22 protein-coding genes are annotated in these 25,024 nt (G+C 69.1%); 12 read left to right on the forward strand and 10 right to left on the reverse strand.

Features of this window, described 5'->3' with window-relative positions:
- Nucleotides 1-125 precede the first annotated feature (125 nt).
- A complete protein-coding gene (locus AC3WLF_RS14930) occupies nucleotides 126-1,721 on the forward strand; it encodes an exonuclease domain-containing protein (RefSeq protein WP_492321225.1) in 1,596 nt (531 codons plus the stop codon).
- Nucleotides 1,722-1,834: 113 nt separating this feature from the next.
- A complete protein-coding gene (locus AC3WLF_RS14935) occupies nucleotides 1,835-2,275 on the forward strand; it encodes a hypothetical protein (RefSeq protein ID WP_492351832.1) in 441 nt (146 codons plus the stop codon).
- A 29-nt stretch (nucleotides 2,276-2,304) separates the two neighbouring features.
- Here AC3WLF_RS14935 and AC3WLF_RS14940 read toward each other — a convergent pair whose 3' ends face one another.
- The 3 genes from AC3WLF_RS14940 to AC3WLF_RS14950 form a co-directional block, all read right to left on the reverse strand.
- Nucleotides 2,305-3,312, reverse strand: a complete 1,008-nt coding sequence (locus AC3WLF_RS14940; RefSeq protein ID WP_492351833.1) for a Bug family tripartite tricarboxylate transporter substrate binding protein — start codon at nucleotides 3,310-3,312, stop codon at nucleotides 2,305-2,307.
- Nucleotides 3,313-3,447: 135 nt separating this feature from the next.
- A complete protein-coding gene (locus AC3WLF_RS14945; protein ID WP_492358437.1) occupies nucleotides 3,448-4,422 on the reverse strand; it encodes a pyridoxamine 5'-phosphate oxidase family protein in 975 nt (324 codons plus the stop codon).
- Between the two features lie 54 nt (nucleotides 4,423-4,476).
- Nucleotides 4,477-5,118, reverse strand: a complete 642-nt coding sequence (locus AC3WLF_RS14950; protein ID WP_492321229.1) for a glutathione S-transferase family protein — start codon at nucleotides 5,116-5,118, stop codon at nucleotides 4,477-4,479.
- A gap of 98 nt (nucleotides 5,119-5,216) precedes the next feature.
- On the opposite strand from AC3WLF_RS14950, the gene AC3WLF_RS14955 reads away from it, so the two are divergent.
- The 4 genes from AC3WLF_RS14955 to AC3WLF_RS14970 all read left to right on the forward strand — a co-directional run bounded on the left by AC3WLF_RS14955 (nucleotide 5,217) and on the right by AC3WLF_RS14970 (nucleotide 8,594).
- Nucleotides 5,217-6,119 (forward strand): LysR family transcriptional regulator, encoded by a 903-nt coding sequence (locus AC3WLF_RS14955; RefSeq protein WP_492321230.1) that lies wholly within the window; start codon nucleotides 5,217-5,219, stop codon nucleotides 6,117-6,119.
- Between the two features lie 23 nt (nucleotides 6,120-6,142).
- Nucleotides 6,143-6,877, forward strand: a complete 735-nt coding sequence (locus AC3WLF_RS14960; RefSeq protein WP_492321231.1) for a VIT1/CCC1 transporter family protein — start codon at nucleotides 6,143-6,145, stop codon at nucleotides 6,875-6,877.
- 157 nt (nucleotides 6,878-7,034) lie between these two features.
- The gene (locus AC3WLF_RS14965) at nucleotides 7,035-7,721 is read left to right on the forward strand and encodes a TetR/AcrR family transcriptional regulator (RefSeq protein ID WP_013952396.1); all 687 of its coding nucleotides are present in this window, start codon (nucleotides 7,035-7,037) and stop codon (nucleotides 7,719-7,721) included.
- Between the two features lie 198 nt (nucleotides 7,722-7,919).
- A complete protein-coding gene (locus AC3WLF_RS14970; protein WP_492321232.1) occupies nucleotides 7,920-8,594 on the forward strand; it encodes a histidine phosphatase family protein in 675 nt (224 codons plus the stop codon).
- A 170-nt stretch (nucleotides 8,595-8,764) separates the two neighbouring features.
- Here the strand turns inward: AC3WLF_RS14970 and AC3WLF_RS14975 are convergent, their stop codons facing one another.
- The 3 genes from AC3WLF_RS14975 to AC3WLF_RS14985 form a co-directional block, all read right to left on the reverse strand.
- Complete coding sequence (locus AC3WLF_RS14975) at nucleotides 8,765-9,940, reverse strand: acetyl-CoA C-acetyltransferase (protein WP_492321233.1); 1,176 nt, start codon at nucleotides 9,938-9,940, stop codon at nucleotides 8,765-8,767.
- Between the two features lie 146 nt (nucleotides 9,941-10,086).
- Nucleotides 10,087-10,557, reverse strand: coding sequence for a PaaI family thioesterase (locus AC3WLF_RS14980; RefSeq protein WP_492321234.1), 471 nt, complete (start codon nucleotides 10,555-10,557; stop codon nucleotides 10,087-10,089).
- 4 nt (nucleotides 10,558-10,561) lie between these two features.
- Nucleotides 10,562-11,533, reverse strand: a complete 972-nt coding sequence (locus AC3WLF_RS14985; protein WP_492321235.1) for an NAD(P)H-dependent flavin oxidoreductase — start codon at nucleotides 11,531-11,533, stop codon at nucleotides 10,562-10,564.
- A gap of 216 nt (nucleotides 11,534-11,749) precedes the next feature.
- Between AC3WLF_RS14985 and AC3WLF_RS14990 the strand changes: the two genes are divergently transcribed.
- Entirely contained in the window at nucleotides 11,750-12,625 is an 876-nt protein-coding gene (locus AC3WLF_RS14990; protein WP_010811662.1) for a crotonase/enoyl-CoA hydratase family protein, read from the forward strand.
- A 23-nt stretch (nucleotides 12,626-12,648) separates the two neighbouring features.
- Nucleotides 12,649-13,320 (forward strand): nitroreductase, encoded by a 672-nt coding sequence (locus AC3WLF_RS14995; RefSeq protein ID WP_492358438.1) that lies wholly within the window; start codon nucleotides 12,649-12,651, stop codon nucleotides 13,318-13,320.
- Nucleotides 13,321-13,359: 39 nt separating this feature from the next.
- Here the strand turns inward: AC3WLF_RS14995 and AC3WLF_RS15000 are convergent, their stop codons facing one another.
- Both AC3WLF_RS15000 and AC3WLF_RS15005 read right to left on the reverse strand, forming a co-directional pair.
- The gene (locus AC3WLF_RS15000) at nucleotides 13,360-16,122 is read right to left on the reverse strand and encodes a winged helix-turn-helix domain-containing protein (protein WP_492358439.1); all 2,763 of its coding nucleotides are present in this window, start codon (nucleotides 16,120-16,122) and stop codon (nucleotides 13,360-13,362) included.
- A 155-nt stretch (nucleotides 16,123-16,277) separates the two neighbouring features.
- Entirely contained in the window at nucleotides 16,278-17,825 is a 1,548-nt protein-coding gene (locus tag AC3WLF_RS15005) for an AMP-binding protein (RefSeq protein ID WP_492358440.1), read from the reverse strand.
- Nucleotides 17,826-18,079: 254 nt separating this feature from the next.
- On the opposite strand from AC3WLF_RS15005, the gene AC3WLF_RS15010 reads away from it, so the two are divergent.
- The 4 genes from AC3WLF_RS15010 to AC3WLF_RS15025 all read left to right on the forward strand — a co-directional run bounded on the left by AC3WLF_RS15010 (nucleotide 18,080) and on the right by AC3WLF_RS15025 (nucleotide 23,127).
- Nucleotides 18,080-19,234 (forward strand): acyl-CoA dehydrogenase family protein, encoded by a 1,155-nt coding sequence (locus AC3WLF_RS15010; protein WP_492321240.1) that lies wholly within the window; start codon nucleotides 18,080-18,082, stop codon nucleotides 19,232-19,234.
- Between the two features lie 45 nt (nucleotides 19,235-19,279).
- Complete coding sequence (locus tag AC3WLF_RS15015) at nucleotides 19,280-20,515, forward strand: acyl-CoA dehydrogenase family protein (RefSeq protein ID WP_492321241.1); 1,236 nt, start codon at nucleotides 19,280-19,282, stop codon at nucleotides 20,513-20,515.
- 566 nt (nucleotides 20,516-21,081) lie between these two features.
- On the forward strand, nucleotides 21,082-22,218 hold the full coding sequence (locus tag AC3WLF_RS15020; protein ID WP_492358441.1) for an FAD-dependent monooxygenase: 1,137 nt from the start codon (nucleotides 21,082-21,084) through the stop codon (nucleotides 22,216-22,218).
- A 69-nt stretch (nucleotides 22,219-22,287) separates the two neighbouring features.
- Nucleotides 22,288-23,127, forward strand: coding sequence for an IclR family transcriptional regulator (locus AC3WLF_RS15025; RefSeq protein WP_492358442.1), 840 nt, complete (start codon nucleotides 22,288-22,290; stop codon nucleotides 23,125-23,127).
- Here AC3WLF_RS15025 and AC3WLF_RS15030 read toward each other — a convergent pair.
- Together AC3WLF_RS15030 and AC3WLF_RS15035 are read right to left on the reverse strand one after the other, a co-directional pair.
- Nucleotides 23,114-24,130 (reverse strand): tripartite tricarboxylate transporter substrate binding protein, encoded by a 1,017-nt coding sequence (locus tag AC3WLF_RS15030; RefSeq protein WP_492358443.1) that lies wholly within the window; start codon nucleotides 24,128-24,130, stop codon nucleotides 23,114-23,116. The genes AC3WLF_RS15025 and AC3WLF_RS15030 overlap by 14 nt on opposite strands.
- A gap of 38 nt (nucleotides 24,131-24,168) precedes the next feature.
- Nucleotides 24,169-25,020: an IclR family transcriptional regulator gene (locus AC3WLF_RS15035; protein ID WP_492321245.1), complete on the reverse strand. Its 852-nt coding sequence runs from the start codon at nucleotides 25,018-25,020 to the stop codon at nucleotides 24,169-24,171.
- Nucleotides 25,021-25,024: the final 4 nt, after the last annotated feature.

Here is a 25,024-nt window from a genome sequence, read left to right on the forward strand (position 1 = left end):
TGCGTCTGCTTTGCAGCGCTGCGTTGTGTTGCGAGGGGGCGAATATTAAGTGACCGCAGCGGGGTTGGCAAGGGGTTTTTGAAAACTTCTTCGTGCCACCATCAGCGCCCCCTTAGAATCGGCAGATGCCTGACATGCCTACCTACCTGCCGTCGCACCTGCCATCGGAAGGGGCGCGCCTGCTCGACGCCCAAGCTCTCGCCGCGGCGCTGTCGCGCCCTATTGTCTTTGTCGACCTGGAGACCACCGGCGCGGACGCCCAGCGCGACCGCATTACCGAGATCGGCGTGGTCGAAGTCGGCCCGGACGGCATCATTGAATGGGACACCCTGCTCGACCCCGGCATGTCGATCCCGCCGTTCATCCAGCGCATGACTGGCATTACCGAAGAGATGGTGCGCGGCCAGCCGAGCTTCGAGTCACTGGCGGAATCGCTTGCAGAACGCCTGCAAGGCCGCTTGTTCGTGGCGCACAACGCGCGCTTCGACTATGGCTTCCTGAAGAACGCCTTCCGGCGTGCCGGCGTGACCTTCCGGGCCGACGTGCTGTGCACGGTAAGACTGTCGCGCTCGCTGTTCCCGTCCGTGGAACGCCACGGCCTGGATGCGCTGATCGCGCGCTTCGGCCTGACGCCCAAGGGCCGCCACCGCGCGCTGGCCGATGCCGAGCTGCTGTGGCAGTTCTGGCAGAAGATCCATGCCACGTATTCCGTCGACCTGGTGGAATCAGCCGTGCGCACGCTGGTGCGGCGGGCCAGCCTGCCGGCCGGCCTGGACGAAACCGCGCTGGAAGACGTGCCGGCGGCGCCCGGTGTCTATATCTTCTACGGCGACCAGGACGTGCCACTCTATGTCGGCAAGAGCGTGCACCTGCGCCAACGGATCGGCGCCCACTTCTCCGGCGACTACCGGTACGGCAAGGACATGCGGCTGGCCCGGCTGGTACGCCGTGTGGAATGGCGCGAGACCGGCGGCGAGACCGGCGCGCTGCTGCTGGAAGCCCGGCTGGTCAAGGCGATGCAGCCGGTGCACAACCAGCTGCTGCGCTGCAATGCCCGGCTCTATGCCTGGGAACTGCCGCAGCAGTTGCCGGTGCCACGCCTGCGCTCGGATCGAGATACGGATTTCTGCCGGCATCGAGACCTGTTCGGCGTGTTCGGCAGCCGCGGCGCGGCCGAGGCTCGCTTGCGCGCACTGGCGCAGGAACACGGCCTGTGCCTGGCAACGCTGTCGCTGGAGAAAACCACCCGCCGTGGCAGCCCCTGCTTTGCGCGCCAGGTCCATCGCTGCGCCGGTGCCTGCGTCGGCGCCGAGCCGTCGGGCGCGCACCGCGCCCGGCTGGCCGCCGCGCTGGCGCCGATCGCGCTGATACCCTGGCCCTTCGATGGCCCGGCCGCCTGGCGCGAGCAGCACGACGGACGCACCTGGTGGCATGTCGCCGACGACTGGTGCTACCTGGGCTGCGCAGCCACACTGGAAGAAGCGCAGGCGCTGGCGGCAGCACCAGCGCATTTCGACCTCGATACATACCAGATCCTCGCGCCGCGGCTGGCGCAATGGATGCCGCAGGCGGTGCCGCTGTCCGTGCACAGGCCGTTCACGCTGACCGCCCCCGAGGCCCCCGCCGAGGCGCCACGCCCGGCACGCATCCCGGGCGGGCAGACCGCCCGCAAGGCGCCGCCGGCTGCCGCACAGCACCCCTTGGGCCTGTTCTCCGACTGAAGCCGGCCACGCTCTGTGCGTCATCGCGCAGAGCACGCTTGCAGCGAGGCACGCGGCTCCGCTAGCCTGCACAGGCCGGCCCTTGCAGCCGGCTGCGCCGATGCGGAGCCTACATGCCAGCCAACCCAATCCTTCCGGCCGAAACGGCCCGCGGCGCCGTCAGCGTGCGTGCAAGCCTGGCCGTCTTGTGGGCGGCTGCCATCACCGGTGCCTGCGCCGGCCTGGAGGCCAGCGCCATGCAGGACGTCTTCGATTCCTGGAAAAACGTCCCCGTCGATGAGGCGAAGCGCCAGTGGGGTCCGCCGCAAGCGGTGCAGGCCCTGCCCTCCGGCACGGCCTATGTCTGGAACGATTCGGTTGCGCCCGCGCGCGCCCCGGGCAGCGGCCCGCGCGATGCCGGCATGGAGCGCACGCCGGTGCCGGGCCAATGCCAGCGCAAGCTGGTGACCGGCCAGGACGGCATCGTCATCGGCGGCGAATGGCGCGGCGATGCCTGCTGCATCACCGCGCTCGTCGGCCACTGCGCCAGCCTGAAATATCGGGGCCGCAGCTGAGCCACGGCACCCGCGGGTACCAGCCCGGCTCAGTCGATACTTGCGCCCGACGCCTTCACTGCCTGCCCCCAGCGCTTCTGCTCGGCCGTGATCGTGGCGGCAAATGCCTCCGGCGACTGCCACGCGGGCTCGGCACCCTGCTGCTCGAGCTTCGCCTTGGTGTCGGGGTCGGCCAGCACCGTGCGCAAGGCACCGGACAGGCGTGAGACCACGTCCCTGGGCGTGCCCGCCGGCGCCAGCATGCCGTAGAAGCCAACCACCTCGAAGCCCTTCAGCCCGGCTTCCTGCATCGTCGGCACATCCGGCAGCGCGGGAGAGCGCTGCGGCGAGGTCACCGCCAGCGCACGCACCTTGCCCGCCTTGATGTACTGCGTGAACAGCGGGATCGAGTCGGCCATCATCTGCGCCTGGCCGCCCATCACGTCGGTCAGCGCCGGCGAGCTGCCCTTGTACGGGATATGGACGATGAACGTGCCCGAAGCCTGCTTGAACATTTCCGGCATCAGGTGCGAGATGCCGCCATTGCCGCCCGAGGCAAAGTTCAGCTTGCCCGGGTTGGCCTTGGCATAGCTGATGAACGCCTTCAGGTCGCGCGCCGGCACGTTGTTGTTGACCACCATCACCAGCGGGATCAGCGCCGTGCGTGCCACCGGCGCGAAGTCCTTCGGCATGCTGTAGGGCAGCTTGCGATAGAGCGAGTTGTTGATGGCCATCTGCCCGGTGTTGGCCAGCAGCAGCGTGTAGCCGTCGGGCGCGGACTTGGCGACGTTGTCCGAGCCGATATTGCCGGCGGCGCCGGCCTTGTAGTCGATCACGATGGTCTGGCCCAGGATCGGCTGCAGCTTTTCGGCCAGCAGGCGCGCGTGCGTGTCGACCGGGCCGCCGGGCGGGAATGCCACCACCAGCCGGATCGGCTTTTCCGGCCAGGCCGCCTGCGCGGCCCCCGCCGCCAGCGCCAGCGGCGCGGCGGCCAGGGCCAGCAGTGCGTGTTTCAGGATGTCCCGGCGGGCTTGCGGCTTGTTCTTCGTCTTGTCCACGGTTGATTTCTCCTTGATACAGGGCTGCCCGCCAGCGCCCTGGTTCCGGGTGCTACGGACAATCGCCAGCCGCCATTGTGACTCTTTTGTGACTTTTTGATGTCATTTTTATGACAATCTCCCGGACTACCGGACTCAACGCACCGGCCACGCGCCCGTGTCCGCCAGCACCGGCGAGTATTCGCGAAAACCGAAACGCAGCGGCAATACCGCCGCACGCCGCACCACGCGCTCGACATGCAGCCGCACCAGCCGTTCGGCGCCGGCGTATGACGCCAGTTCATCGCCCTCCCAGATCACCTCGGCGCGCCCGCCCACATGCAGCAGCGAGCCATCGACGAAATCCGGCACCACGATCCCGGCTCGCGGATTGGCCAGCAGGTTGCCGACCGTATTGAAGAAGTTGTTGCCGTTGAAGTCCGGGAATGTCAGCGTGCCGGCCTCGTCGACGCGGATAAAGCCAGGCTTGCCGCCGCGGTGCGAGACATCGGCGCCGCCGGTGTGCTCGCCCTCGTCCTGCGGCGATGCGGTGTGGCTGGTGGCGATGAACAGGGTATCGGCACCGCGCAGCCAGGCCACCGCCTGCTCGTCCAGCGCGTCGCCGTGCCAGGCGGGCGGCGCGGGCGCCGGCTCGGCCAGGCTCACGTCGCGCAACTGGATATAGCGCGGGCAGTTGCCAAAGCTCTGCTCGACCTCGACCGTCATCCCGCCCTCGTCGCGCGCCACGATGACCCCGTTCATGCGGTTGCGCCGGCGCGTAGGCAGCTCGATCCCGAGCAGGCCGATGCGCGCGCCCTGCGCCAGCGCCGAGGCCGCCGGGTCGCCGGGCAGCGGCACGGCGTCGATACGCAGGTGGGTGGCGTCAGGCGTATGCGCAAACCCCGGCGTCCCGGCCAGCATCGTGGCCCAGGGCTGCCCGTCGGCATCGACGGCGCCAACCAGCAGGAACGGCAGCTGCGCAAAGAACGTGCGGTGCTGCTCCGGCATCTCGCCACGGATCACCCGCGGGCCGGACGCGGCCATGCGTTCGCGCTTGCCGGCGCGCTCCTGGGCGGCCAGTTCGCCGGCGTGGAATGGCAGGCCGGCGTGCGGCCATGTGGGCAGATCCATGACTAGCTCCTTTTCCTTGTCGGATCGATTGGCGATACGCGGGTCCGGCAGGCGCTACGCCGCCAGGCCGACCTTCGACACCAGCATCGGCACGAAGCCGGGCAAGGCTTCGATGCGGCGCAGCCAGGCGTTCAGCGCGGGGTACGGCACCAGCGGCACGTTGCCTTCCTCGGCGCGGGCGATATAGCTGTAGGCGGCAACGTCGGCGATGGTGGCATGGTCGGCCGCCAGGAACGGCTGCCCGGCGAGCAGGGTTTCCATCAGCGTGAACAGCCGCTGCGCGCGGGTGACGGCATCGTCCATCGCCACCGGCCTGCCGAACAGCACGCCCAGGCGCGCCGCCGCCGGCCCGAAGGCAATGTCGCCGGCGGCCACCGACAGCCAGCGCTGCACGCGCGCCGCGCCCACCGGGTCGCGCGGCAGCCAGCGGCCGTGGTCATAGCGCGTGGCCAGGTAGACCAGGATGGCGTTGGAATCGCCGACGATCACGCCGTCGTCATCCAGCACCGGCACCTGGCCGAACGGGTTCAGGCGCAGGAAGGCCTCGCTGCGCTGCTCGCCGCCGCGCAGGTCGACGTCCACCAGCCGGCAGGGCAAGCCCAGCAGCCCCAGGAACAGTTCTGCGCGATGGGCGTGGCCGGACACCGGCGAGCGGTACAGCACCAGCGGCTTGGCGGGGCGATTGGTTTCTTGCATGGCACTCTCCTCAACGGTTGGGATAGCCGGATTCTGGGCGCCGAAGCCGTTGCAATAAATAGGGCAATTGATATTTGACTACTCCAAAGAATGGAGTAATGTGTGGCGCCATGGACAAGCTACGCGCGATGCAGACCTTTGTGCGGATCGTCGACGAGGGCAGCCTGACGGCAGCCGCGACGACGCTGCATACCTCGTTGCCGGCGGTGGTGCGCACGCTGGCGGCACTGGAATCCGAGTTGCAGGTCCGGCTGCTCAACCGCACCACGCGGCGGCTGTCGCTGACCGGCGAGGGGCGCAGCTACCTGGACAGCTGCCGGCGCATCCTGGCCACCATCGACGAGGTCGAGGCCGGCCTGACCGCCAGCCATGTCGAACCCAGCGGCCAGCTCACGCTGACCGCCTCGGTGCTGTTCGGCCAGATGTATGTGGCGCCGGCGGTCACGCGTTTCGTGCAGCGCTATCCGCGCGTGCGCTGCCGCATGGAGTTCACCGACCGCGTGGTGAACCTGCTTGAAGAAGACCTGGACGTGGGCGTGCGCATCGGCCCGCTGGCTGATTCCACGCTGGTGGCGCAGACCGTCGGCAGCATCCGCCGCGTGGTGGTGGCCACGCCCGCCTACCTGCGCAAGCACGGCGTGCCACGCCATCCCGAGGAACTGGCCAGCGCCAACTGCGTGCGCTTCACCGGCAACCACGCGCACTGGTGGACCTTCCAGGAAGCCGGCCGGGAGTTCCACGTGCAGGTCAGCGGCAACCTGGAATTCAACCAGACCGCGCCCGCCGTGGCTGCCTGTGCCGAAGGCGCGGGCTTCGGCCACTTCCTGTCCTACCAGGTCGCGCAACTGGTCGAAGCACGCAAACTGCGCATCGTGCTGCAGGATTTCGAGCAGCCGGCATGGCCGCTGTCGCTGATCTATCCCCATGCACGGCTGTTGCCGGCACGCACGCGCGCCTTTATCGAATGGATGCGGGATGACCTGGGCCCGCGCTTCAACTGACAACGTTCCATCGCCAAAAGACCATGCCCCTGTCGAGCGCCCCCACTCCAACCGGCTTCGGCTCCCGCGTGCGGCGCCTGATCCATCGACCGAGCGGCAACGCCTTGCGCGCAGCCGTGCTGGGCGTCAACGACGGGCTGGTGTCCAGCTTCTGCCTGGTGATGGGCCTGGAGGGCGCGGCGGCCTCGCGCGAGGCCGTCATCCTGGCCGGGCTGGCGGGCCTGGCGGCGGGCGCTTGCTCGATGGCGCTGGGCGAATGGCTGTCGGTGACCAACAGCCGCGAGATGAACAACAAGCGCCTGCGCGACATGGCGCACGAGCTCGCGCATGATGCCACCCGGGCCCGGCAGCGGCTGGTCACGGTGATCGAGGGCAAGGGCGTGCTGCCGGCCGATGCCGAGCGCGCCGCCGACGAGATCATGCGCAACCCGCGCGCGGCCCTGGACACCTTTGCGCGCGAAGTGCTGGGCATCAACCCGCAGGAGCGCGGCGGCAACCCGGTGCAGGCAGCGGTGATTTCCTTCGTGCTGTACAGCAGCGGTGCGCTGGTGCCGTTGCTGCCATTCCTCGTGACCGCAGGGCCATCGGCGCAACTCGGCAGCATCGTCGCGTGCCTGGCCGGCCTTGGCCTGGTGGGCTGGGGCACCTCGTCGTTCAATGGCCGCCCGGGATGGTTCTCGGCGCTGCGGCAGGTGCTGATCGGGGGCATGGCGGCAGCCTTCACCTACGGACTGGGCACCGTGTTCGGCTCGCTCTGACCCGCGCCGAGGCAAGCGGCGCATGCGCGCCGCAACGCCACCTCCGGCGCAGCCCACCCACCCGTCACGCCGGGCTGCCACCCGACAAAATCCTTGACGCGTCGTGGCACGCACCGGTATTTTCAAAATCGAATCCGAATTCGAATACGGAGTGCCCATGTCAGCGACCCAATCCGGCTTCACCGCCAACGCCTCCTTTCCCCGTATCGATACGCCCTCGATCCTGCAGCCGCCGCGCCAGCGCCGTGCGCGCGAGACCGAACAAGCCTTGCTGGGCGCGGGCCGGGAACTGCTTGCCTCGCGTGACTTTGCCGCGGTTTCCGTGGCGCAGATCGCCGCGGCGTGCCAGGTGTCGGTGGGTGCCTTCTATGGGCGCTTCCGCGACAAGATGGCCTATTTCGAGGCCTTGCGCGCGCTGGTGATGGAAGAAACCGCAGCGTCGACCGAGCGCTACCTGGCGCAGGAGCGCTGGGAGGACGTGCCGACACCGGTGCTGCTGGAAAAGGCCGCGCGCTTCATGGTGCTCGGCACCCTGGCCAACCGCGGCGTGATCCGCGCGTCGCTGCGGCATGCGTCCACGCGGCCCGAGGAATGGGTGCCCCACCGCCAGAGCGGCGAAGCCATCGTGGAGCGCATGGTGCAGTTGCTGGTGCCGCGGCTGGCGATGCCTGCCGAGACCGCCGAGCTGCGCGTGCGCTTTGCCATGCAGGCGGTGTTCAGTGTGCTGGTCAATGCCGTGCTCAACGATTCCGGCCCGCTGCACCTCGACGACGAACAGATGATCCCGGAACTCAACCGCCTGATGGCCGGCTATCTCGGCATCACCTGCGCAGAGCCGGCCTGAGCACACGACCGGCCCGCGCCAGCCGCGGTAATGCAGCCAGGCCATGGCTGCCATGAATTGCGCAGCGCTTGCTTGGCTGGCGCGCCGGACCTCCCTAGAATGTGCCCACGCCGGGTTCCGTGCCCGGCGCCCCCGGCCTGCCGCGAAACGGCGCGCCGGGCGCAGCCCTATCCGCCTCAACGTTCACCGGGACCGCTCATGGCCACGCTTTTCCTCGTCCGGCACGGACAAGCCTCGTTTGGCGCCGCCAACTACGACTGCCTGTCGCCGACCGGCCGCCAGCAGGCGCGCTGGCTGGGCGAGTATTTCCAGGAGCGCGGCGTCAGCTTCAGCCGCGTGGTAGCCGGCACGCTGGTGCGCCAGCAGGACACCGCCAGCGAGATCCTGGCCGGCATGGGTCAGCCGCAGGCGGCGATCGTCTCGCACCCGGGCCTGAACGAATACGACGGCGAGGCGCTGTACCGTTGCCACACCGGCGGCGCCGACCACCGCGCACACCAGAACGGCGACTACAACGATTACTGGCGCACCTTCCGCGCCGCCTACGCGGCATGGACCCAGGACGGGCTGGCCGAGATGCCCGAGAGCTGGGCCGATTTCGGCGCCCGCATTAACGGCGCCCTCGCGCACGCAAGCGAAGGCACGACGCGCGAGGATGCCATCCTGGTGGTGAGCTCCGGTGGCGCCATCGGCCGCGCCACGGCCGACCTGCTTGGCGCACCGGCCCAGGCCGCCATCGAGATGAACCTGCAGTTCCGCAACACGGCGTTCTGCGAGATCATCGTCGGCCGCGGCGTGCAGCGGCTGCTGAGCTTCAACAACGTGCCGCACCTGGAACGCGCCGACCGGCGCAGCGCAGTGACGTTCGCCTGACGCGCGACACACCGTAAACAAAAAAAGCCGCGAATATCGCGGCCTTTTTTCCGGCTGCCGGCGCGGGCACGCTGACATGCCCGCGCCGCCGGTCCTTCTCCCTTTACCACTCCTTGCTGCTGCAATTCATGCGCTGCGTGCCTGTGCGGCGCGCAGCGAGTCTCACAGCTTTACAGGCGCTCGACAATGGTCACGTTGGCCAGCCCGCCGCCTTCGCACATCGTCTGCAGGCCGTAGCGCTTGCCGTGCGTATGCAGCGCATGCACCAGCGTGGTCATCAGCTTGGCGCCCGAGCCGCCCAGCGGATGGCCCAGCGCGATCGCGCCGCCATGCACGTTCAGGCGCGCCGGATCGGCGCCGGTGGCCTTCAGCCAGGCCAGCGGCACCGGGGCGAAGGCTTCGTTGACTTCGAACAGGTCGATATCGCCGATGCGCAGGCCCGCCTTCTTCAGTGCGACCTCCGTGGCCGGCAGCGGCGCTTCCAGCATCACCACCGGATCATGCCCGATCACCGTCATGGTGTGCACGCGCGCCAGCGGCTTGACGCCGAGCTTCTTCAGTCCGGCCTCGTTGACCACCATCAGGCCGGCGGCGCCATCGCAGATCTGGCTGGCTGAGGCAGCCGTCACGCGGCCGCCTTCGGCGATCAGCTTGACGCTGCCGATGCTTTCCAGCGTGGCGTCATAGCGGATGCCTTCGTCAGTGGTGTGCATTTCACCATTGGCACCGTCGGCCGTGCGCACTTCCACCGGCAGGATTTCGGCAGTGAAGCGGCCCGCCTTGGTGGCGGCGATGGCGCGCTGGTGGCTCTGCAGGGCGTAGGCATCCAGCTGCTCGCGCGACAGGTCATACTTGCGCGCGATCATCTCGGCGCCGGTGAACTGGCTGAACTGCACGCCGGGGTAGCGCGCCTCGACACCGGGGCTCTTGGGCACGCCGAAACCGTTCTTGGCCGGCAGCTGCGACGACAGGCCCATCGGCACGCGCGTCATGCTTTCCACGCCGGCAGCGATGACGATGTCCATCGCGCCCGACATCACTGCCTGCGCGGCAAAGTGCAGTGCCTGCTGCGACGAACCGCACTGGCGGTCCACCGAGGTGCCGGGCACGCTTTCAGGCAGGCGCGAGGCCAGGATGGCATTGCGCGCCACGTTGCCGGCCTGCTCGCCGACCTGGCTCACGCAGCCCATGATGACGTCTTCGACCAGCGCCGGGTCGGCACCGGTGCGTTCCACCAGCGCGTCCAGCACCTGTGCGGCCAGGTCGGCCGGATGCCAGCCCGACAGCTTGCCGCCCTTGCGGCCGCCGGCGGTACGGACCGCCGCAACGATATATGCCTCTGCCATGTGATCTCCTTGGTTCGGTGCAGGCTGCCGGGGCAGCCATGGTGTTGTCCGGAGTGCCGGCATCTGGCGCCGGCAGTGTCGCTTTGCATTGTTGCGCTGCGGGCAGTGGCAAGCGTCGTCGGAAGCGACGAAGTTTGCCGCAGACCTCAGGTGCGCGGCGCCAGCACCGCAAAGATCGCGGTCGCGCGCAGCAGGCAGCGCTCGCCGCTGACCAGCCGGCAGGTGCCGTAGCGCAGGCGCGAGCCGAGCTTGTCGAACTCCACGCGGGCCTCGACCCAGTCGCCCAGGCGCGCGGAATCCAGGTAGTCCAGGCTCAGGTTGACGGTCACCGCGCTTTTGGAGCGCCCGGTTTCCAGCGACATCATCATGCCGATGGCGGTATCGGCCAGCGTCGCCAGCATGCCGCCGTGCGGGATGCCCAGGTTGTTCAGGTGGCTCTCGTCAATGCGCACCGCCAGCGTGCGGCGCCCGGCATGCAGGTAGAGCTGGCCAAAGCCCGCCATGTAGCCGCTCATGCGGCGCACCGGGACGAAGCCCTCCGGCACGTCCCCGCCGGCAGCTTCGCCCGGCGCGGCGATGGCCCGGGTCATCGCCGCCTCGATTTCAGCCTCGGCCATGGCGTCAGGCAAAGAAGCGCGAGGCCACGCTGAGGTGCTCGCGGCAATCGGCCACCATGCGCGTGATCAGCTCCTCGCAGCTGGGCACGTCGTCGATCAGGCCCACGCACTGGCCGGCGCTGATGATGCCGCCGTCGGTCTCGCCCGCCTTGAGCGCCGCCTTGCCGCGCACGCCGGCGACCAGGTGCTTGACGTCCTCGAACTGCGCGCCGCCCGGGCGGCGCTCAATGCTCACCACCTCGTCCGACACGGCGTTCTTGAGCACGCGCGCGGTGTTGTGCAGCGTGCGGAAGATCAGGTTGGTGTCGCGCTCGCTGGCCTGCACCAGCGCCTGCTTGACGTTGTCGTGGATCGGCGCCTCGCGCGTGGCGCAGAAGCGCGTACCCATGTTGACGCCCTCGGCGCCCAGCACCAGCGCCGCCGCCATGCCGCGCCCGTCGGCGATGCCGCCGGAGGCGATCACCGGGATCGACAGCTTGCGCACCGCCTGCGGGATCAGCACCATGCCGGGCACGTCGTCCTCGCCGGGGTGGCCGGCGCACTCGAAGCCGTCGATCGACACCGCGTCCACGCCCAGGCGCTCGGCCGACAGCGCATGGCGCACCGCCACGCACTTGTGGATCACCTTGATGCCGGCGGCCTTGGCGCGCGCGATATGTTCCTTGGGGTTGTTGCCGGCGGTTTCCAGCACCTTGACGCCGCTCTCGATGATGACGTCGAGGTAGCGCGCGTACGGCGGCGGGTTGATCGACGGCAGCAGGGTCAGGTTCACGCCGAACGGCTTGTCGGTCATCTCGCGGCAGCGGCGGATCTCTTCGGCCAGGTCCTCGGGCGTGGCTTGCGTCAGCGCCGTGAGGATGCCCAGCCCGCCGGCGTTGGAAACGGCCGAGGCCATCTCGGCGTAGCCAACCCATTGCATGCCACCCTGGATGATCGGGTAGCGGATGCCAAGCAGTTCGGTAATTCGTGTCTTCATGGTTGTCCCTTTGCTGTCTGCGCCGGCAGGCGCGCGGTAGTGCCGGCCCTGCCGCTTGATCGGGATCAGTCTACGGCCAGGTGCCAATTCCGAGCCTCGTCGGAAGCGACGATTGCGGGCGGCGCATTCTGCACTAGTGTTGACCGAGCCCCGTGCCGGCGCCCCGCCCCGGCACCCTTCCTCCCTTGTTTGCAGCAATCCCGGCAGGAGCCTCCCATGACGCAAGCCACGCCTTCGTTCGAAACCCTGCGCTACGCCGTTGCAGACGGTGTCGCCACCATCACCCTGCACCGCCCGGACCAGCTCAATGCGTTCACCGCGCAGATGATGCATGAGCTGATCGCCGCGTTCGACGCCACCGATGCCGACGACAACGTGCGCGCCGTGATCGTCACGGGCTCGGGCCGGGCCTTCTGCGCCGGCGCCGACCTGTCCGGCGGCAGTTCCACCTTCGACTTCGAGAAGCGCTATGGCGCCAGCCCCGACAGCGCGCACCGCGACGGCGGCGGGCGCGTCTCGCTGCGCATCTTCCGCAGCCTCAAGCCGGTGATCGCCGCGGTCAACGGCGCCGCGGTCGGCGTGGGCGTGACCATGCAGCTGCCGATGGATATCCGGCTGGCATCGACCGACGCCAAGTTCGGCTTTGTCTTTGCGCGCCGGGGCATCACGCCCGAAGCGGCGTCGTCGTGGTTCCTGTCGCGCGTGGTCGGCATCTCGACCGCGCTGGAATGGTGCTATACCGGCCGCGTGTTCTCGGCCCAGGAAGCGCATGAGCGCGGCCTGGTGCGCTCGCTGCACGCGCCCGAAGACCTGCTGCCTGCCGCCCAGGCCATTGCCCGCGAGATCGCCGCCAATGCCGCGCCGGTTTCGGTAGCGATCTCGCGCCAGCTGATCTGGCGCATGGCCGGCGCCAGCCACCCGATGGAAGCGCACAAGCTCGACAGCCGCGCGATCCAGTCGCGCGGGCGCTCCGCCGACGTGAAGGAAGGCGTCAGCGCCTTCCTGGAGAAGCGTCCCGCCGCCTTCCCGGAAACCGTGTCGCACGACATGCCGGACTTCTTCGACTGGACCAGCGAGCCGCCCTTCATCTGAAGCGCAACTTTTCCGGAATACGCATGAAAGTCAGCCAAGCCGTCACCAGCCGCAAGTCCGTCCGCGGCTTCCTGCCCCGGGCCGTTGCGCCCGACACCATCCGCCGCGTGCTCGACGCCGCCGCGCGCGCGCCCTCCGGGGGCAACCTGCAGCCCTGGCATATCCATGTCGTCGGCGGCGAAGCCCTGAAGGGGCTGCGCGCCATCATGCGCGAGCGCATCGCCCAGGCGCCCGCGGGTGAAGAGCGCGAGTACGACATCTACCCGCGCGAGCTGGTCTCGCCCTACCGCGACCGCCGCTTCCAGGTGGGCGAGGCGCTCTACCACTACCTCGGCATCCCGCGCGAGGACAAGGCGCGGCGGCTGGCGCAGTTTGCCAACAACTTCACCTTCTTCGGCGCGCCGCTGGCACTGTTCTGCACCGTGGACCGCCGCATGGGCCCGCCGCAATGGTCTGACCTGGGCATGTACCTGCAGACCGTGATGCTGCTGCTGCGTGAAGAAGGCCTGGACAGCTGCGCGCAGGAATGCTGGGCGATGTACCCGCAGACCATCGGCAAGTTCCTGTCGCTGCCTGCCGAACGGATGCTGTTCACCGGCATGGCAATCGGCTACGAGGATCCCGAGGCGCCCGCCAACCAGCTGCGTGCCGTGCGCGCGCCGCTGGAGGAATTCACGGAGTTTATGGGCATCTGAGCCGCAACCGCGCGCGCGGGCTGGCCTGCGCGCGCGGCCTCAGAGCAGCCCGAGCTGGCGTGCGATGGCCACCGCCTGGGTGCGGTTGCTGGCGTGCAGCTTGGCGCTGATATTGCGCAGGTGCGTGCGCACCGTGGTTTCGGACACGAACAGGCGCTCGGCCATGGCCACATTGGAATAGCCCTCGGCCAGCAGGTGCAGCACCTTCTGCTCCTTGGGCGTCAGCGGCTCCACCAGCGCGGCCGGCGCCGGCCGGCCGGCACCGGCGGCCTGCTCGCCCCCGGCCTGGCCGCAGGCCTGCAGCAGCTTTTCCACATAGGGAGCAGGCAGGCTGGCCGACTGGCGCGAGCAGGCATCGGCCACCAGCCTGCGCACATCGTCGCCCTCGTCGGTAAGGATGCGGACAAAGCCTTCGGCAGCGCCGAAACGCAGCGCCTCGCCCATCACCACCAGCGCGTGCGCGCCGTCGCCGGTGCGCTGGCACGCCTGCGCCAGCAGGATGCGCAGCTTGAGCGCGCGGCGCATCAGCTGGTTGCCGGCGGCAGCCGCCAGCTCGCGCTCGATGGCCTCGCGCACCGGCGTGCCCGGGCGCGCATACAGGTCCAGCCGCAGCCGGCCAAGGGTGATGTCCTCGACATCGCTGGCAAAGGAGCTGACCCCGGGCCGCGTGCGCCACAGCGCCGGATCGGCGGCGCGTTCGATCGCCTCCTGCGCCGCGTGGACATTGCCCTGGCGCAGTGCCAGCCGTGCGCGCTCCAGCATTGCCGCCATCACCAGCCGCGTCAGCCCGCGGTGGTGCCCCAGCGCTTCCAGTTGCGCCAGCCATTCATGCGCCTGGTCGGCTTCGCCGCGCTCGAAGGCAATGCGGGCCAGCACCGTGTGCCCGGTGATGATCTGGTCCGGCAGCCCGAGGTCGCGCGACAGCGGCAGGTAGACGTTGAGCAATCGGCTGGCGCGCTCGGAATCGCCGCTCTCGTACAGGCCTTCGGCCAGCAGGATGCCGGCCATGGCATTGCCGTTGGTGGGCCCGAAGCGGTTCGGCAGCATCGTGCTGGCGGCGATGCGGAACCGTGCCAGGGCCTGCTGCAGCCGCCCCTGGCGCAGGTCGATCAGCCCTTCGACCGATTCCGAGAAAATCTTGTTGAAATTGCTGTCCGAGCCGCGCACCGCGTGCCGCGCCACCTGCAGCAGCCGGCGTGCCTCCGGGTAGTCGCCGGCGACTGCAGCCAGGCGCGCCATCGACGTGCCCAGGATCGCATCGGGGAAGGCATAGCCCATCGGCAACGGCGGCAGCTCATTGCGGGCGAAGGCGCGCGCATCGTCGAAGCGGTCCATCATGTTCAGCAGCATGTGGCGCAGCGCGCGGATATGCGCCAGCAGGTCGCCGGCCGCGCCCTCGGTGGGGATCTGCTGCAGCAGGGCGATGGCTTCGGCCGGGCCGCGCGTGAACGACACCGCCCACACGCGCGCGATCTGCAGCTTGGGCCAGCGCGCCAGTTCTTCCGCCGGCACCGCCTCCAGCCAGCGCGTCAGCAGGCGCATGCGGCCCTGCGCCAGCAGGTCGTCCGCGGCGCCGTCCAGCAACGGCAGCGCGCGCGCCAGCGCACCGGCCGCGAAGGCATGCTCGATGGCGGGCACCGGGCGCCCCTGCGACTCATACCAGCGCGATGCCGACAGGTGCAGCTGCGGCACGGCGTCAGGCATGGCCTGCGCCAGCTGGCCGCGCAGGAAGCCGGAAAAGAGGCTGTGATAGCGGTACCACTGCTCCGATGCCGCACCGGAGCCACGCTCGCCATAGCGTTCGCTCTCCAGCGGCAGCAGGAACAGGTTGGCGCGCTCCAGCCAGGCCAGGATCTCGTCGCTGCTGCCAGCTGTCGCGGGCTCGCACACGACGTCGCACAGCGGCCCGCACAACTGGTCCAGGATCGAGGTGCGCAGCAGGAAGTCGCGCACCGCCTCGGGCAGGTGCAGGAATACGTCTTCGACCAGGTAGTCGGCAATCGCCGCGTTGGAGCCGGAGAAGCCGGCGATAAAACCCTCTGGCTGGCTGCGCCGCTCCAGCGCGACCGACGCCAGCCACAAGGCAGTGGCCCAGCCCTCGGTACGCCGGTGCAGCGCGCTGATGGCCGCCTGCTCCAGCTTCAGCCCGCGCGCATGGCGCAGGAAGGATGCGGTTTCGCTGGCGGAAAAACGCAGCTGCGCGGGTTCGATCTCAAGCAGCTCGCCGCGCGCGCGCAGGCGGCCCAGGCCGGATTCCGGCACCCAGCGCGTGCCGATTACCACGCGGCAGCCGGGCGGCAGGCTTTCCACCAGTTGCCAGACCAGCCCGGTCACGGCGGCGTTCTGGATCGCTTCGAAATCATCGAGGAACAGCGTGAAGGCGCCGTTATGGCTGGCCAGGCGGTCGATCAGCGCGAGCGCCTGCTCGCCGGGATCCTGTGCCAGCGTCGCGTGCGCGGACCGGCCGGGGCCGCCGCCGCCCAGGCCCTGCGCGATGGCAGCTTCGACCGACCCCAGAAAGCGCGAGGCATCATTGTCCGACCGATCCAGCGTCAGCCAGGCGGTGCGCCCGCCCGCGGCCTCGAGGCGCGCGCGACACTGGAGCATGGCCGTGGTCTTGCCGAAGCCCGCCGGTGCACGCACCAGCACAAGCCTGACGAAACCGGCCGCGCACACGGCCTCGCAGATCGCCGCGCGCTCGACCTGGAACGGGGTCAGCAGCGGCGGACGCAGTTTGGCCGCCAGCGATGCGGCGCCGGCGGGCGGCGGCGCGCGCCGTCCGGTCTCCTCGATACTTGCCATTGGCTGTTGTCGTCTCCCGCACATCGCTGCCGTTGCAGGCCGCGCGATGCGCCCGCCCGCGCTGCGGATGCAGCCGGGCGGCCGTGGCTGTGATGTAACGGAGGATTATGACGTAAACCGCCGCACTCGCGAAAATGCGGGCGGCGGCAAGTGGCCTACACCAGCTTGCTGGCGTGGCCGGCCCAGTAGCGGTCGCGCAGCAGCCGCTTGAGCAGCTTGCCGGTCGGCAGGCGCGGCAGCTCCGACGCGAAGTCGACCGAGCGCGGGCACTTGATGGCCGACAGGTTGGCGCGGCAGAACGCGATCAGTTCCGCGGCCAGCTCGGGACCGGCCTGGCCCATGTCGGCCGGCTGCACCACGGCCTTGACCTCTTCGCCGAAGTCCTCGTTGGGCACGCCGATCACGGCCACGTCCATCACCTTGGGATGCGTCATCAGCAGGTTCTCGGCCTCCTGCGGGTAGATGTTGACGCCGCCCGAGATGATCATGTTGGCCTTGCGGTCGGTCAGGTACAGGTAGCCGTCCGCATCCACGTAGCCGACATCGCCGATGGTGCTCCAGTCAGGCTGCTGCGGGTGGCGCGACTCCGCGGTCTTGGCCTCGTCGTTGTGGTACGAAAAGTCGCGGCCTTCGGCAAAGTAGATCGTGCCCGATTCGCCCGGCGGCAGCAGCGCGCCGTCCGGCCCGCAGATGCGCAGCTTGCCGACCATGGCCCGGCCCACCGTGCCCTTGCGCTCCAGCCACTCCGGCGTGCTGACCACGGTCACGCCGTTGCCCTCCGTCCCGGCGTAGTACTCCCAGATCACCGGCCCCCACCACGCGATCATGGCTTCCTTGACCTGCACCGGGCACGGCGCGGCCGCGTGGATCGCCACGCGCAGCGACGACACGTCATGGGCCTGGCGTTGCGCCTCGGGCAGCTTGAGCATGCGCGAGAACATCGTCGGCACCAGCTGCGTATGCGTGATGCGGTGCTGCTGCACCAGCTGCAGGTAGTGCTCGGCATCGAAATGCTCCATCACCACCGCAGTCCCGCCCAGCGCCTGCACGGTCATGTTGTAGCGCAGCGGCGCCGCGTGGTACAGCGGCGCGGGCGACAGGTAGCGCGTCTCGGCATCGAAGCCATAGAGCCGCTGGCACAGGCTGGTCAGGGTCGTGGGATCGTCGATATTCGGGCTCGACGGCGGCGCATACACCCCCTTGGGCCGGCCCGTGGTGCCGGACGAATACAGCATGTCGCCGCCGGTCACTTCGTCATCGATGCGCGTTGCCGGGCAGCGCGCCAGCGCGGTCTCGTACGCGTCATAGGCCGGCACGGTGCCGTCCAGCATCAACCTGCCGCGCAAGGCCGGCGTCTGCCCGACCAGGGCAGCCGCAACCTCGGCCTGCGCGTGCGTGGTGACCAGCAGCCTGGCGCCGCTGTCATTGATGATGTGGGCGGCATCGGCCACGTTCAGCCGCGTGCTCAGGCAGACATAGACAATGCCGCTGCGCTGCGCGCCCCAGCACAGTTCGAACAGGCGCGGATGATTCTCGACCATGAACACCACGCGGTCACCGGGCTGCAGTCCCTGGCTGCGGAACAGGTGGGCGACCTGGTTCGAGCGTTCGTCCAGTTCACGGTAGGTGACGACTGCGCCGCTGCCACCCATGATGACGGCTGGCTTTTCGGGTGTGCGCTGCGCGTGGATGTGCGGATGCATGGCGTTGGACTCCTCGAGGGTGTCGGTGTGTTGGCGGATGCCGGTACCGCATTCTCGGAACCCCAGCCGGTTCAACCATCGTCGGAAGCGACGAAGCGGCACCGCCGCCGTTTTGCCGCAGTGCCGCAAAACAGGGCCGCGGGCGCGCCGGGACAGCTTCGTCCGATGCGACGATGCGCCACTAGGCGGCCTGGCAGGATGATGCCCGCCAGACTACCGCAATCACGCCTCACCCCCATTCCGAAGGAGCCAAGGTGGATTTCCAGTTCAGCGAAGAACAGTCGATGCTGCGCGACACGCTCGCGCGTTACCTGGCCGACCACTATGATTTCGAAGCCCGCCGCGCTGCCGTGCAGTCCGCCGCGGGCTGGCGCCCGGACTGCTGGCGCGCATTCGCCCGCGAGCTCGGCATTCTCGGCGCGGCCTACCCCGAGACGCTCGGTGGTGGCCTGGGCGGCGGCGCGGCCGAGCACATGATCGTGATGGAACAACTGGGCCGCCACCTGGCGCTGGAGCCCTACCTGGGCACCGTGGTGCTGGGCGGCGGCGCGCTGATGCACGGCAGCCCCGAGCTGGCCGCGCAGTGGGTGCCGGCCATCATCGGCGGCGAAGCCACCGCCGCCTGGGCCCACGCCGAACCCGCCAGCCGCTACTGCCGCCACGACGTGCAGGCCAGCGCCACGCGCCAGGGCAACGGCTACAAGCTGAGCGGGCACAAGCACGCCGTGGTCGGCGCGCCGTTCGCCACCCACCTGGTGGTCAGCGCCCGCACCTCCGGCGCGCGCCGCGACCGGGATGGCATCAGCCTGTTCTGGATTGCACGCGACACGCCGGGCGTAACGCTGCGCGAGTACCCGACCTTCGACGGCCTGCGTGCCGCCGAGGTGCTGCTCGACAACGTGCAGGTGCCGGCCAGCCAGCGCATCGGCGCCGAAGGCGAAGCCTTTGCTCTGATCGAACAGCTGTGCGACGAAGCCATGGTCGCGCTCTGCGCCGAAGCCAATGGCGCGATGGCGCGCATGCTGGCCGACACCATCGACTATGCGCGCCAGCGCAAGCAGTTCGGCGTGCCGATCGGCACCTTCCAGGTGCTGCAGCACCGCATGGCCGACATGTACATGCAGCTGGAGCAATCCGTGGCGCTGACCCAGGTGGCGGCGATGCAGGCGGCCGGCGCGCCGCAGGCACGCGCCCAGGCGGCGTGCGCGGCCAAGATCCAGGCCGGCCAGGCCGGTGCCTTTGTCGGCCAGGCGGCGGTGCAGATCCACGGCGGCATGGGCGTCACCGAAGAGCTGGCCGTGGGCCACTACTTCAAGCGCGTCACCGCGATCGACCTGCAGCTGGGCTCGGCCGAGCACCACCTGCGCCGCTACGCCGACCTGCTCTACCCCGCCCAGGCCGCGGCCTGAAGCCGGCATCCCCGAACCCAGACGAATACCCAGCGAGGCCCGTCGATGAATCTCGATTTCTCCCCGCAAGACCAGCAGTTCCGTGAAGACGTGCGCGCCTGGATCGCCCAGGCCTATGACGCCGACCTGCGCGCGATGATGACGCAGTCCAAGAACGGCTACCTCGACAAGGCCGCGCAGCTGCGCTGGCAGAAGGCGCTGCACGCGCGCGGCTGGGCCGCGCCGAACTGGCCGAAAGAATACGGCGGCCCGGGCTGGAGCTCGACCGAGCGCTTTATCTTCCAGTCGGAACTGGCCGCCGCCGGCTGCCCGCCAGTGTCGCCGATGGGCCTGAAGATGGTGGCGCCGGTGATCATGAAGTACGGCACGCCCGAACAGAAGCAGCGCTTCCTGCCGCCGATCCTGAGCTCGGACGTGTGGTGGTGCCAGGGCTATTCCGAACCCAACTCCGGCTCCGACCTGGCCTCGCTGCAGATGCGCGCCGACCACGGCACCGACAGCGACGGCGAGCACTACATCCTGAACGGCTCCAAGATCTGGACCACGCATGCGCAGTGGGCCGACTGGATGTTCTGCCTGGTGCGCACCAGCCGCGAATCGAAGCGCCAGGAAGGGATTTCGTTCCTGCTGCTCGACATGCATACCCCCGGCATCACGGTGTCGGCACTGCCGACGCTGGACGGCCCCATGACCGGGCAGCAGGAAGTGAACCAGGTCTTCTTCGAGAACGTGCGCGTGCCGGCAGCCAACCGCATCGGGGAGGAAGGCAAGGGCTGGACCTACGCCAAGTACCTGCTGGAGTTCGAGCGCGGCGGTACGTATAGCCCGATGCTGCGCAAGCAACTGTCGAAGATCGCGGAGATTGCGGCAGAGCAGCCTGCCGACGACGGTGGCCGCCTGCTGGACGATCCCGCCTTCCGCCGCAAGCTGGCGGCGCTGCACCTGCGTGCTGCCGCGCTGGAAGCGGTTGAGTTACGGGTGTTCTCAGGCGTGGAATCCGGAACCTCGATCGGGGCTGCGTCGAGCATGCTGAAGCTCACGGGCACCGAGGCCCTGCAGGCGGCCAGCGAACTTGCCGTGGAAGCTGCAGGCCCGGCGGCATTGCCGTTCGTGCAGGACACCTGGGCTCATTTGCAGGGACGCGAGGCCGCGCCGCGTGTCGGCCCTGAATATGCTGCCGTGCTCGCGCCGCGCTATTTCAACTATCGCAAGGCGTCGATTTACGGGGGCTCCAACGAGATCCAGCGCAATATCATTGCCAAGCTCGTGCTGGGGCTTTGAGCGTTCGTGTACCAGTGATGGTTTCAAGAGCAGCCGCCGTGTGCGGCTGCTTTTTTTGGGCCGGCGACATCGCATCAACGCCTTCGGCTGCGCTCCGCGCAAGCGCCCAATGACCGTCAGCGCATTTTGAGCCTGCGTTGCAGCCGTAGGCGTCCCCGCGATACGGCTGGCAGCAGGCGGCCTACGCCCTGCATGGGGATCGTTCAATAGTGGGTTGACGCAGGCACTGTCCCTAACTCACATGGCGTAGCAAGGTCGAACGGCCAACCACGCGGAACGGAAACCACCACCGCGCGAACCACAAAAACGTGGAATTTATTGCCAGCCGCATAGGCGACGCGTTTTTTGGTTACTTTTTGTCGCTCGGACAAAAAGTGACTCGCCGGCTACGCCGGCGAAACAGCCACGCTGCCGGAAGCCACAAACCGACCGCATTGCCCCCAGCTCACCAAAGGACTGAAAACCACTCCCTAGGGGTTCACCCTTAATTGACTGGTTACCTCTACGCTCATATATTTTTATGAACATATAGTACATTTTTGAACACAGCCAAGCAGGTAGACCAAATGCCCCTCAAGATCGGAATCAACGGCGCCGGCATCGGCGGCCTCGCCGCAGCCATCGCACTGCGCAAGCTCGGCCTGGACGCAATCGTCTACGAACAAGCCCCCCGCTTCGCCCGCGTAGGCGCCGACATCAACCTGACCCCCAACGCCGTACGCGCCCTCGACGGGCTAGGCATCGGCGACGCCCTGCGCGAAACCGCCGCACGCCCCAGCCACCGCATCAGCCGCACGTGGGACACCGGCGAAGAAACTTCCCGCCTGCCGATGCAGGAAGACGCCGAGCGCCGCTACGGCGCTCCGCAGCTGACCATGCACCGCGCCGACCTGATGACCGCACTGGAAGCCGCCGTGCCGGCCGAATGCGTGCGCCTTGGCCACAAGGCCGTGGCCATCGAGCCGCATGCCGATGGCGCCACGCTGCGCTTCGCCAACGGTGCGCAGGAGCGCGTCGACGTGCTGGTCGGCGCCGACGGCATCCACTCGACCGTGCGCACCGCCCTGTTCGGCCAGGAAAGCCCGATCTTCACCGGCGTGGTGGCCTACCGCGCGGTCGTTCCCGCCGAGCGCCTCGCCGGCGTGCCCAACCTGGGCGCCTTCACCAAATGGTGGGGCCCCGACGCCGCCACGCAGATCGTCACCTTCCCGCTCAACCGCGGCCGCGACATCTTTATCTTCGCCACCGTCGCACAGGAAGCCTGGCGCCATGAGTCCTGGACCACACCGGGCCGCGTGCAAGACCTGCGCAGCGCCTATGCCAGCTTCCACCCCGAGGCGCGCGCACTGCTCGATGCCTGCGACGAGGTGCTGATCTCCGCGCTGTACGTGCGCGACCCGCTGCCGGCATGGTGCGCCGGCCCGGTCACGCTGATGGGCGACGCCTGCCACCCGATGATGCCGTTCATGGCGCAGGGCGCCGGCATGGCGATTGAAGACGGCGTGGTGCTGGCGCGCTGCCTTGCCGATGCCGCACCCGGCGGTGCCGCAGGCGTGCCCGTCGCACTGGCACGCTACCAGGCCGCGCGCCTCGAACGCACCAGCCGCATCCAGATCGGCTCGCGCAGCAATGCCTGGCTGAAGGAAGGCGGCAATGCCGACTGGGTGTACGATTACGACGCCTGGAACGTCGCGCTTGGCTGAAGCCGCTCCGATCGTTTCCGCCAGCACGGCCGCCTGCGCGGCCGTTTTCCGTTGACAGCAGACACCACCATGCCCAAGTCCCGCCCACAGCCTGACCTTGCCGACGATGGCGATACTGAAGACGCCCGCGAAGCCCAGCTGGTCTCGCCGGTGATCCGCGGCCTGCGCCTGCTGCGCTTCATCGCCGAGGGCGGCGCCACCGCCAACCTGAGCGAAGTGGGCCGGCGCATCGACGTGAACCGCGTCACCGTGATGCGGCTGCTGGATACACTGGAGCATGAGGGCATGGTGGAACGCCTGCCGCAAGGCGGGCACCAGGTCGGCTTCAACTTCCTGAAGCTGGCCTCGCGCGTGCTGGCCAGCAATGACCTGACCAGCTTTGCCGCACGCGTGCTGGCCCGGCTGAGCGCGTCGCTGCAGCTGTCGGCCTACCTGGCCGTGCGCGATGGCGGCGATGCACTCTACCTGCTGCGGCAGATGCCCGCGGCCTCGCTGGTCAGCAATATCCAGGTGGGCAGCCGCGTGGCCGCACACCTGACCACGCCGGGGCGGATGCTGATTGCCGAGCTGCCGCCGGAGACGCTGCGCGAGCTGCTGGGACCCGATCCCCTGCCGACGGTCACCGGCCAGAGCCCGGCCACGCACGCGCGGCTGGCCGATATCCTTGCCGCCGACCGCGAACGCGGCTGCGCCTGGAGCTTTTCCGCCTATGAGCCGGGCATCGATTCCTGCGCGGCACCGGTGCGCGGCGCCGACGGCGACGTGATCGCCGCCATCAGCGTGGCGGGACCGCAGCAGCGCTTTGACGCCGATGGCGCGCTGCGCGAGCGCGTGGCGAAGGAAGTCGGGCAGGCCGCGCGCGACCTGTCGGGCCTGATGGGATACCGCTCCGCCGCTACTCCGCGGTAATCCCGTACGCCTTGATCAGCTTCGCCCACGCCGCGGTTTCGTCGCGGATGCGCGCCTCGAGCGCCTGCGGCGTGCTGCCCACCGGCTCCATGCCCTGGCGCTGCAGCTCGGCGCGCACCGCGGGCGTGGCCAGCAGCGCGCGCACGTCGGCGCTGAGCGCATCGGCCGCCGGCTGCGGCGTGGCCCTGGGCACCAGCAGCGCATACCAGGAACTGACGTCGATGCCGGGCACGCCCTGCTCGGCCAGCGACGGCACGTTCGGCGCGGCCGGCGAGCGCCTGGGCTGCGTCACCGCCAGCGCGCGCAGCGCGCCGGACTGGATGAACGGCGCCAGCGCCGGCCACGTGCCGAACAGCATCGGCACCTGCCCGCCCACCACGTCGTTGAGCGCCTGCGTGGTGCCTTTGTAGGGCACGTGCAGCAGCGTGATGCCGGCCTTGTTGCGGAACAGCTCGCCGGCCAGGTGCAGGCCGCTGCCGACGCCCGGGCTGGCGTAGCCCAGCGGCTTGCCGGACTTCTCTGCCTGCTGTGCCAGCCTGACCAGGTCCTGCACGGAATTCGCCTTCACTGACGGATGCACCGCCAGCACGTTGGGCGACCCCGCCAGCAGCGACACCGGCTGGAAATCACGCTCGACGTTGTAGCTCAGCGCCGGCATCAGCGTCGGGTTGATGGTCAGGTTGCCGGCCGGGGCCACCAGCAGCGTGCAGCCGTCGCCCGGTGCCCGCCGCACCGTGTCGATGCCGATATTGCCGTTGGCGCCAGGCTTGTTATCGACCACGAACGGCGTGCCGCGCCGCTGCTGCAGCCCGTGCGCCAGCGTGCGCGCGAGCTGGTCTGCCGGCCCGCCGGCCGGGAACGGCACCACGATGCGCACATTGGCGCAGCCGGCGGCTTGCGCCGCCTGCCACGGCACGCACGCCGCCAGCGCAGCGGCCAGCGCCGTGCCGGCCAGCCATTGCCGCCGGCGCGGCGGCCTGTTGTATGTCTTGCGTTGCTGCATATTGCTTCCCATTGGATGGCTGGCGGCGCGCGCTGCCGTCACGCGAACGGTTTCTGCACCTCCGGCCGGTAGTCGAGCAGGCTCGACAGCTCGGCCGCCGCCCGCCTGACCTGTTCCACCACGTTGTCGAGCTGGTCCGGATCGATACGCGAGGCCGGGATGGTCGCGCCCAGCGCCGCCACCACCTTGCCGCTGCGGTCGCGCACCGGCGCCGCGATGGTGGAGATGCTGGCCTCGAAGAACCCTTCATGCAGCACATAGCCGCGCTGGCGGTCGCGCTGGACCATGTCGTACAGCTCTTCGACGGTGCGCGGCGTGCTTTCGGAATACACCTCCAGGCGCTCCTCCGGATACAGCGCGCGCAGTTCCGCCAGCGACAGGTCCTCCAGCAGCACGCGGCCCAGCACGGTGGCGTGCGCCGGCAGCCGGGTGCCGACGTTGACCGTGCTGGCAAACGGGCGCGAGGCCACCGACTTGGCCACATAGACGATGGAGCGCCCGTCGCGCACCACCAGGTTGCACGGATAGTGGATCTCGTCGCGCAGCCGGTCCAGCAGCGGGCGGCCCAGCTCGGTCAGCTCCAGCGAGGCCAGGTAGTCAAAGCCCAGCCGCAGCACCGCCATGCCCAGGCGGAACTCGCGCCCGCCGTCGGTGCGCTCGACAAAACCCATCATTTCCAGCGTGGCCAGCAGCCGGAACACGGTCGAACGCGGCACCTTGAGCCGGCGCGCCAGCTCGGCCGCCGACAAGGTGCGCTCACGGCTGCTGAATTCGGCCAGCAGCCGCAGGCCGCGCTCCAGCCCCGGCACGATGTACTTGTCCTGGGCGCTCTCCGGGGCGCCCTCCTGGCCGCTTTCCTGCGTGTCTTCCTGCGGCGAATCGGTCGTCATGGTC

The organism is Cupriavidus sp. FW306-01-F10A (assembly GCF_058782785.1).

Bases quoted from the DNA above. Each gene is read 5' to 3' on its own strand.
- AC3WLF_RS14930 (WP_492321225.1), top strand. From the start codon at position 126: ATGCCTGACATGCCTACCTACCTGCCGTCGCACCTGCCATCGGAAGGG.
- AC3WLF_RS15020 (WP_492358441.1), top strand. From the start codon at position 21,082: ATGCCCCTCAAGATCGGAATCAACGGCGCCGGCATCGGCGGCCTCGCC.
- AC3WLF_RS15015 (WP_492321241.1), top strand. From the start codon at position 19,280: ATGAATCTCGATTTCTCCCCGCAAGACCAGCAGTTCCGTGAAGACGTG.
- AC3WLF_RS14970 (WP_492321232.1), top strand. From the start codon at position 7,920: ATGGCCACGCTTTTCCTCGTCCGGCACGGACAAGCCTCGTTTGGCGCC.
- AC3WLF_RS14960 (WP_492321231.1), top strand. From the start codon at position 6,143: ATGCCCCTGTCGAGCGCCCCCACTCCAACCGGCTTCGGCTCCCGCGTG.
- AC3WLF_RS15025 (WP_492358442.1), top strand. From the start codon at position 22,288: ATGCCCAAGTCCCGCCCACAGCCTGACCTTGCCGACGATGGCGATACT.
- AC3WLF_RS14945 (WP_492358437.1), bottom strand. From the start codon at position 4,422: ATGGATCTGCCCACATGGCCGCACGCCGGCCTGCCATTCCACGCCGGC.
- AC3WLF_RS14980 (WP_492321234.1), bottom strand. From the start codon at position 10,557: ATGGCCGAGGCTGAAATCGAGGCGGCGATGACCCGGGCCATCGCCGCG.
- AC3WLF_RS14950 (WP_492321229.1), bottom strand. From the start codon at position 5,118: ATGCAAGAAACCAATCGCCCCGCCAAGCCGCTGGTGCTGTACCGCTCG.
- AC3WLF_RS15000 (WP_492358439.1), bottom strand. From the start codon at position 16,122: ATGGCAAGTATCGAGGAGACCGGACGGCGCGCGCCGCCGCCCGCCGGC.
- AC3WLF_RS14935 (WP_492351832.1), top strand. From the start codon at position 1,835: ATGCCAGCCAACCCAATCCTTCCGGCCGAAACGGCCCGCGGCGCCGTC.
- AC3WLF_RS14995 (WP_492358438.1), top strand. From the start codon at position 12,649: ATGAAAGTCAGCCAAGCCGTCACCAGCCGCAAGTCCGTCCGCGGCTTC.
- AC3WLF_RS14990 (WP_010811662.1), top strand. From the start codon at position 11,750: ATGACGCAAGCCACGCCTTCGTTCGAAACCCTGCGCTACGCCGTTGCA.
- AC3WLF_RS15030 (WP_492358443.1), bottom strand. From the start codon at position 24,130: ATGCAGCAACGCAAGACATACAACAGGCCGCCGCGCCGGCGGCAATGG.
- AC3WLF_RS14985 (WP_492321235.1), bottom strand. From the start codon at position 11,533: ATGAAGACACGAATTACCGAACTGCTTGGCATCCGCTACCCGATCATC.
- AC3WLF_RS15005 (WP_492358440.1), bottom strand. From the start codon at position 17,825: ATGCATCCGCACATCCACGCGCAGCGCACACCCGAAAAGCCAGCCGTC.
- AC3WLF_RS15035 (WP_492321245.1), bottom strand. From the start codon at position 25,020: ATGACGACCGATTCGCCGCAGGAAGACACGCAGGAAAGCGGCCAGGAG.
- AC3WLF_RS14955 (WP_492321230.1), top strand. From the start codon at position 5,217: ATGTGTGGCGCCATGGACAAGCTACGCGCGATGCAGACCTTTGTGCGG.
- AC3WLF_RS14965 (WP_013952396.1), top strand. From the start codon at position 7,035: ATGTCAGCGACCCAATCCGGCTTCACCGCCAACGCCTCCTTTCCCCGT.
- AC3WLF_RS14975 (WP_492321233.1), bottom strand. From the start codon at position 9,940: ATGGCAGAGGCATATATCGTTGCGGCGGTCCGTACCGCCGGCGGCCGC.